Origin of the sequence: Dysgonomonas sp. 521, from assembly GCF_010501055.1 — a bacterium.
Lineage (GTDB): Bacteria > Bacteroidota > Bacteroidia > Bacteroidales > Dysgonomonadaceae > Dysgonomonas.
Window position 1 is genome coordinate 1 of record NZ_QVMO01000127.1, and the last position, 7,456, is coordinate 7,456.

General features: G+C 34.8%; 9 protein-coding genes and 1 pseudogene. All 10 read left to right on the top strand.

The features are described from left to right. Window positions 1–97, top strand: a pseudogene (locus D0T84_RS23375) (hypothetical protein); the annotation flags it as partial. Window positions 98–327: 230 nt separating this feature from the next. Next, window positions 328–720 carry a hypothetical protein gene (locus D0T84_RS20425; protein ID WP_221413156.1) on the top strand — a complete coding sequence of 131 codons (393 nt, stop codon included), beginning with the start codon at window positions 328–330 and terminating at the stop codon, window positions 718–720. A gap of 135 nt (window positions 721–855) precedes the next feature. Beyond that, window positions 856–2,019: an RHS repeat-associated core domain-containing protein gene (locus D0T84_RS20430; RefSeq protein WP_255495497.1), complete on the top strand. Its 1,164-nt coding sequence runs from the start codon at window positions 856–858 to the stop codon at window positions 2,017–2,019. A gap of 6 nt (window positions 2,020–2,025) precedes the next feature. Then, entirely contained in the window at window positions 2,026–2,421 is a 396-nt protein-coding gene (locus tag D0T84_RS20435; protein ID WP_163309701.1) for a hypothetical protein, read from the top strand. Between the two features lie 176 nt (window positions 2,422–2,597). Continuing rightward, the gene (locus D0T84_RS20440; RefSeq protein ID WP_255495498.1) at window positions 2,598–3,413 is read left to right on the top strand and encodes an RHS repeat domain-containing protein; all 816 of its coding nucleotides are present in this window, start codon (window positions 2,598–2,600) and stop codon (window positions 3,411–3,413) included. 66 nt (window positions 3,414–3,479) lie between these two features. After that, entirely contained in the window at window positions 3,480–4,064 is a 585-nt protein-coding gene (locus D0T84_RS20445; RefSeq protein ID WP_163309702.1) for a hypothetical protein, read from the top strand. Between the two features lie 304 nt (window positions 4,065–4,368). Continuing rightward, a complete protein-coding gene (locus tag D0T84_RS23125) occupies window positions 4,369–5,325 on the top strand; it encodes an RHS repeat-associated core domain-containing protein (RefSeq protein WP_370525537.1) in 957 nt (318 codons plus the stop codon). A 70-nt stretch (window positions 5,326–5,395) separates the two neighbouring features. Next, window positions 5,396–5,920 carry a hypothetical protein gene (locus tag D0T84_RS20455; RefSeq protein ID WP_163309703.1) on the top strand — a complete coding sequence of 175 codons (525 nt, stop codon included), beginning with the start codon at window positions 5,396–5,398 and terminating at the stop codon, window positions 5,918–5,920. 170 nt (window positions 5,921–6,090) lie between these two features. Beyond that, entirely contained in the window at window positions 6,091–7,188 is a 1,098-nt protein-coding gene (locus D0T84_RS23380; RefSeq protein WP_370525538.1) for an RHS repeat domain-containing protein, read from the top strand. A gap of 7 nt (window positions 7,189–7,195) precedes the next feature. Continuing rightward, window positions 7,196–7,402 (top strand): DUF1493 family protein, encoded by a 207-nt coding sequence (locus tag D0T84_RS20465; protein WP_163309704.1) that lies wholly within the window; start codon window positions 7,196–7,198, stop codon window positions 7,400–7,402. The last annotated feature ends 54 nt before the right edge of the window (window positions 7,403–7,456 follow it).

Below are 7,456 nucleotides of genomic sequence, written 5' to 3' on the forward strand. Positions count from 1 at the left end.
AAAAAGCGGAGGAAGTTTAGACGCAGGGCAGCAATAGAACCGGTTAACGCACATCTCAAATCAGACTTCAGAATGCATGAAAATTATCTCTGTGGGGAGAGGTATGTCCAAATCAATGCTCTTCTAAGTGCCACAGCCTGGAATCTCAAGAAATGGATGAAGAATCTCATTTCTTGGCTATATAATAAATGCTGCCAACCAAATGCAAATAGTTTTCTACTGATGAAAATGCTAGCGAAATGAAAAATATTTGGAAACTTTTATATTCGTAAGGAGAGACTAAATATAACTGATAATAGATTCTTAGAGATGTTGGATTCTATAATATTGAGAAAAGCAAATAGAGAAGCGAATTACATTTATACAATATCTATTCAAAAAGATTCAGAAGTTGATGTTTACTTAGCTAGAATTCATTCTGTTCCTATTAGATTTATTGACAATATTAAGCTCTTAGGATACTTTTATATTGGAAATTCTCTTTTTATTGTGAAAAATGGGTGTAACCCTGATAATTTATTTGTAAATTCAAATAACAAAAAATTATTCAGCTATACTATTTACGAAAATTATAAAATAATTACAGAGGGGTTTTCTTCTTGGTTTTTTCTTTACATATATAAAAGAGATATGAGATTTGTAGACCTTCCTGAGATACTAATAGATAGATTGGGGTTTTCGACTTGTGTTAACGATGAATCACCTTCTGCATCGGGCTAACAACAAGGCTTCGCCTTGAATAGTAATAAGATATAATCCTGTCCTTGTCATCCCTGGCAGGATTATTTATCTTATATATGAGTTCGTTTAAAAGAAGAAAAGTAACAAAGAAAAACAGCGAAAAACCTGTCACGTTTGTCACTTTTTAACATTCTTACTATATTTACATCAGTACTAAAAAGAGTTTTAGTCTATGGCGGCTATATCGAAGGCACTACCTATCATTTCTATCTGAATGACCATCTGGGCAATAACCGTGTGGTGGCTAATGCCAGCGGTACGTTGGTTCAGAAGAATCATTATTATCCTTTTGGTTCAGTCTTTGCAAGTACTACAGGGGCAGGGAAACAGCCGTATAAGTATAATGGCAAGGAGTTGGATGCAATGCATGGGTTGAATTTGTATGATTACTCGGCAAGGTATTATGAGAGTGGTATAGGTAGGTTTACGAGTGTGGATCCACATGCTGAAAATTATTATAGTTGGAGTCCGTATGTGTATAGTTATAATAACCCTATACGTTATATAGATTCAACTGGGGAAGGACCAGGAGATGTAATAAGAGGTATAGGGGAAGGATTTGTCGGCACATTTAAATCTATTGGCAATGCTATTGCCCATCCTATAGAGACTGTAAAACAGGCATACAATAACCACGAGCAAAGTGCTCAGGCACGTGTAGACCAAATGAAACGTGGTGATGTAGGCGGAGCCTTACTAGGGACAATAGGAGATGCTACTGTCCGGGTAGGCGATATGATGACAGGAGGGCAAGTCTCCATAGGAATCAATACAGTAAATGCGCTATCATATGACTTAAATGGAGGAGATGGTTCTGCAACGGGACGAGTGATTGGCGGTGTAGCGGCTGATGCTGCAATCGTTGTAACCACTGCGAAAATGGGACAGGCTGTTTCATCTGCTTTTAAAGAAGCTAGTGCAGTGGCTAATTCAACGGTTGCAGGCACAACACTAAGTACTGCTGAGGCATCTTCTTTATCAAAGAATGTTCATGGAAATTTAACTAATGGTACTTATACTGTATCTCAAGAAGCAATGAAGAAACATGTTTTTGGTGGGGTACAAGGTAAGAGCCTATTCTATCCAACATTAGATGCAAATAAAGCAGTATTGAAAGCTGCTGAGTTTGCAGATAAAAATAATCTTTGGTTAAACAATAAAGCAAAGGTTCCTGTCACGAATACAAATATAGGAACATTAGGTAATGGACAGCCTACTAATATAATTAATGTTTATAAAAATTCTAAAAATACTATTCATGGTTCACCTGGTAGATAAATTATTATGAAAGATATAACATCACTAATTGAAAAGGCCTTTACTCAAAATGTATTATGGCGTAATAATATTTTCTATGAAATCTTGGAAGAATTTGTTTCTAATCAAATAAAAGTTTCCTTTTGGGAAGAAGAAGAACTTTGGGCTCAAATATTTTATAATGAAACAATAGCAGGATACATGTATGTTAAGTACCCCATTGTACTTCTTACTAAAGAATACTATGAATCACTAAATGTATGTTTAAATAGATATGATTATATATCAGTAATTAAGGTCGATTCATTTTTTAAAGAATATTTATTTATAAAAGAAAATGTTTTAAAAGAGGTATTTAATATTACTTTTGGAGGTAAATTAATATCTGTAGAGAATTTATGGTTTTATACAAATAGTGTTTGATAATCTCCTGTTCGTCGCAAGCTCCACCTGCGCCGGATTAAAAATAAGGCTTTGCCTTGAATAATAAGATATAATCCTGTTACTGTCATCTTTGGCAGGATTATTTATCTATTATAATATGAGTGCGCTTAAAAGAAGAAAAGTAACAAAGAAAAACAGCGAAAAACCTGTCACCTTTGTCACTTTTTAACATTCTTGCTGTATTTACATCAGTACTAAAAAGAGTTTTGGTTGATGGCGGTTACATCGAAGGGACTACCTATCATTTCTATATGAATGACCATCTGGGTAATAACCGGGTGGTGGCTAATGCCAGCGGTACGTTGGTTCAGAGGAATCATTATTATCCTTTTGGTTCAGTCTTTGCAAGCACTACAGGGGCAGGGAAACAGCCGTATAAGTATAATGGCAAGGAGCTGGATGCGATGCACGGGGTGAATTTGTATGACTATAGTGCAAGGTATATGGATAGTCAGATAGGTAGGTTTACGAGTGTGGATCCGCTGGCGGAAGAATACTATAGTTGGTCACCATATAGCTATGGTTATAATAATCCATTAAGACATGTAGATCCTACAGGAGAAGGTCCAATTGATGCAATAAAAGGGTTTATACATGGTTTATTAAGTCATGATCCGAATAAACCTTTATCTGATCAAGATTATTCTTTAAATACATTTAATCAAAAAACGGATGCAGAAAGAGTGTCTTCAGATAATTCTGATTATGAAACTGGTCGAACAGTTGGAGTCGTAACCTCTGAAATAATGGATTTTATTGTTCCTGGAGGAGGAGGGAAAAAAGCTGTTAAATATGGATCGAAATTGGGTAAAAAAGTACCAAAAGCTGCTAAGAAGTTAGAAAAAGCGATTGAAAATCTAGATGATGTTGCTGAAAATGTAGTAAAGAAAGAAAAGCCAACTCGAAATGAACGTATAGCCAATAAGAAAAAAAGAAAGAATCGCCTAAAAATAAAAAACAAGAGTCTGTAGATTCAGAAAATCAAGAAATAGTAGGAGGGCACAGAAAGAATAAATCCAAGAGAAAGAGAAATAAACATGAAAGGGCTGATACGAGAAGAGATATGGATCAAAATAGAAAAGAAAAAGGAGATGCAAGAAGACCTTATTAATAATATAAATATGGATGATTATAAAGTTTTTTCGATAGGAATTAAAAACTGGGAAGATTCACTTTGTGGAATAAAGATTAGTGAAAGTGATGAGTGGATATTGATAGAGAATCTTATAGATTATTCAATTGATGGTTTGGGTATAATAAATAAAAAATATATCAAATTTATAGATAGGACAGAACGAGAGATATTAACAGAGGATGTTTTAAAAGCTAATCATCGTTTAAAAAAGCGTGAAATATCTATACCATTAGAGAGTAATTCCATGATAGAATATTTATATAAAAATAAAGTGATTTTTCAAATATCATTAAAAGATAACTCTTATGTTTTTATTGGAATGATAGAAAAGATATTAAAAAAATCATTTTATATTAAAAGAATTAATGCAAAGGGTATTTGGATGGATTCTTCAATGTTGTTTAGGATAGAGCATATTAGGTCGTTAGAGTTTAATACAGACTATATAGATGCTTTGTTAGTATATAATAAAACTCTGGTGAAGTAGTTTTTATCCTGTCTCTCCGCTCCCGCTCGCGCAGACTTCCAGTCTGTGTGTTACATAGCAATAAATAGATTTAATCCTGCCATTGTCATTATTGGCAGGATTATTTATCTATTATAATATGAGTTCGTTTAAAAGAAGAAAAGTAACAAAATAAAAACAGCGAAAAACCTGTCACCTTTGTCACTTTTTAACATTCTTACTATATTTACATCAGTACTTAAAAAGAGTTTTAGTCGATGGCGGCTATATCGAGGGCACTACCTATCATTTCTATCTGAATGACCATCTGGGTAATAACCGTGTGGTGGCCAATAGTAGTGGTACGTTGGTTCAGAAGAATCATTATTATCCTTTTGGTTCGGTCTTTGCAAGTACTACAGGGGCAGGGAAACAGCCGTATAAGTATAATGGCAAGGAGTTGGATGCGATGCATGGGGTGAATTTGTATGACTATAGTGCAAGGTATATGGATAGTCAGATCGGTAGGTTTACGAGTGTGGATCCGTTGGCGGAGAAGTATTATAGTATTAGTCCGTATGTGTATGTAGGGAATAATCCGTTGAAGTATATTGATCCGACAGGAATGTGGATAATGTTAACGGATTCAACTAATAATGTTAATTATAGGTATGACAATGGTCAATTATATCGAGAGCGAATGAACTTACGAACCCGAACATTGGAATATGTTGCTTATACGCCTGAAACTGGAAGTTTTTATGAAGGAGTGCTTGACGCACTAAATCAGTTAGCCAGTACTGCTACAGGACAATCATTAATAGATTTTTTCTCCAATGATCAAAATAATATTGGGATCGCGACAAACTCTATTGCAGATGGCTCCAATGGGAATCATATAGCTTTAGGAGAACAAGGATATCCTACTATTTTTATGAAGTCTAATTTACAAGGAAGTAATATTCCAACCCAAGCAGGTATACAACAAAGTCCATTCTGGTTGGACTTGGGACATGAGTTAGGTCATGGTCATGACAGGGCAGTGAGAGGTAATGATGCTGCAACAGCTACAAGAGATGGATTAGTAACATCTACAGGTTTTATTCTGACAAGAACAGAAGTCTATGCCACATTTAGAGAGAATCAAATGCGAAGAGAAGCAGGGTTACCTTTACGGACTCATTATTTATCAAATGGAGTAAGAGGGGTTGGTCCTGCTCTAATTAATTCCGCAGGGCATAGCACATTCTTAAGAACACCATATTTACCAACGAACACATTACCATCTCCAAGAAGAAAATAATATGAAGAAGTATCTAATAATATTATTTATAGTTTTATTCTATTCAACCAATTCTCTAAATGCTCAAGACATGAAAGGATTAGAACAGATGAGAGAAACGAATAATACTATGCAGAGGTCTAAGCAAATAAAAGACTATTTTTTTAATAAATCTTCTGTAGATTATTTACATAATGTTTTTTTATACGAAGCAAGGAAAAAGCTATTGAATGAATTAAAAACATCAGACTATAGCATGGATTCCCTTATTTTTGTTGAAACTTATAGTCAAGAAACGCCTAGTTATACTTGTTCTGTTTATAAATCTGACAATATTGAATACTTAAATATATACATAGAAAAGAAAATACCATTTAAAATTGAGTATCTCAAGCCAGACAGAAGTTTAACCCAATATGTTATAAAAGAAATAAGAAAAGGAAATTTAGATTCTATATTAGAGCAAGGTAAACAATCTAATATATATCCCATAAGTTATTTATATATCACAATTGCTATAAAACAAGGTAAAGATTATAAAATGAAGTTATATACAACCAAGTGTTTCCTTATAAAGAAAGAAAAGTCCGAACAGAAGGCTGATTGCAGTAATTAACACAGTCCGTTGTAGACCTCCGTTCATCGCAGACTCCGCCTGCGTCGGGCTAAAATAATAGAAATAAATAATCCTGTCACTGTTATCCCTGGCAGGATTATTTATCTATTGTATGAGTAAGGTTATACAAAGAAAAGTAACAAATAAAAACAGCGAAAAACCTGTCACCTTTGTCACTTTTTAACATTCTTGCTATATTTACGTCAGTACTAAAAAGAGTTTTGGTCGAAGGCGGCTATATCGAAGGCACTACCTATCATTTCTATATGAATGACCATCTGGGTAATAACCGTGTGGTAGCTAATGCCAGCGGTACGTTGGTTCAGAAGAATCATTATTATCCTTTCGGTTCGGTCTTTGCAAGTACTACAGGGGCTGAGAAACAGCCGTATAAGTATAATGGGAAGGAGTTGGATGCGATGCACGGGTTGAATTTGTATGACTATAGTGCAAGGTATATGGATAGCCAGATCGGTAGGTTTACGAGTGTGGATCCGCTGGCGGAGAAGTATTATAGTTGGAGTCCATACAGTTATGTACTTAACAATCCGTTACGAAATATCGACCCATTTGGTATGGATGTATGGACAACCAATGACCCGGAGGAAATAGCCAGGGCATTACGACATTTACAATCAGTAGCAAGCAATGAGACCTCAGACCCATTTGATTATGGAGGTTGGAATCGCATGACAGATGATGAATATAAGGAACATAATAAGGCTAATTCACTTTCTTTCAATGATGACAGTTTCGACTTCAATATCAATTTAGATGACTATCAAGGTAGTTTTAAGGTTGGAATGCGTAGTAAAGAAACGAATTATGCTTATATTACATCCACTAATTTAGATGCTCTTTTTGCACCGGATGGAGAATATGATGAAAGCTATAACCTCTCAGCAACGGATTTAGTTGGGCCATCTATGATATTATTAGGACAGCCAATAAAAGCATTAAAACCAATCGGAGCATTAGGGTCAAAGCCTGGTTCCTCCATTGCATCTTATACTTTGTCAAAAGCAATACCAGTAAGGTTTACTCAAGTTTTGGGCAAACATACAGGCACAAAAGTGGCCACAACATTGGGAACAAATACAATTGGGCGGGCTCTCGGCCGTGGTATTCCATATGCAGGTTGGTTTTTAACCTCTTGGAGTATTGGACGAGAATTAGGAACAAGATATGGCGGAGACGCTTGGGTTAGAAGTTATAGGCAAAACCAGCGATTAAATAGTTACAAGCCCCTTGTTGGAGCACCTAAATAAAATAATTATGATAGACAATGAAGTAAGCCCAGAATTATGCTCTTTTATAGAAAAAGAAAGATGGAAATATCCTTTTAAATTGACTTCAAATATAGATATTGAGAAAGATTTAAAAATTACAGGAGATGATGCTGTTGAATTTATAATCGCTTTTGGAAAAGAGTTTGATGTAACAATAGTTCGTTATAAAAACAGCTTTTTTAAGCGGCAATAGTCCCATATTGTTTTAGTTCATTAATTATCCGCTTATTTTTTTTAGAGTTTGGGT

Excerpts from the sequence above, each read along its gene's own strand:
- D0T84_RS20465 (WP_163309704.1), top strand. The coding sequence starts at position 7,196 with ATGATAGACAATGAAGTAAGCCCAGAATTATGCTCTTTTATAGAAAAA.
- D0T84_RS20455 (WP_163309703.1), top strand. The coding sequence starts at position 5,396 with ATGAAAGGATTAGAACAGATGAGAGAAACGAATAATACTATGCAGAGG.
- D0T84_RS20445 (WP_163309702.1), top strand. The coding sequence starts at position 3,480 with ATGAAAGGGCTGATACGAGAAGAGATATGGATCAAAATAGAAAAGAAA.
- D0T84_RS20435 (WP_163309701.1), top strand. The coding sequence starts at position 2,026 with ATGAAAGATATAACATCACTAATTGAAAAGGCCTTTACTCAAAATGTA.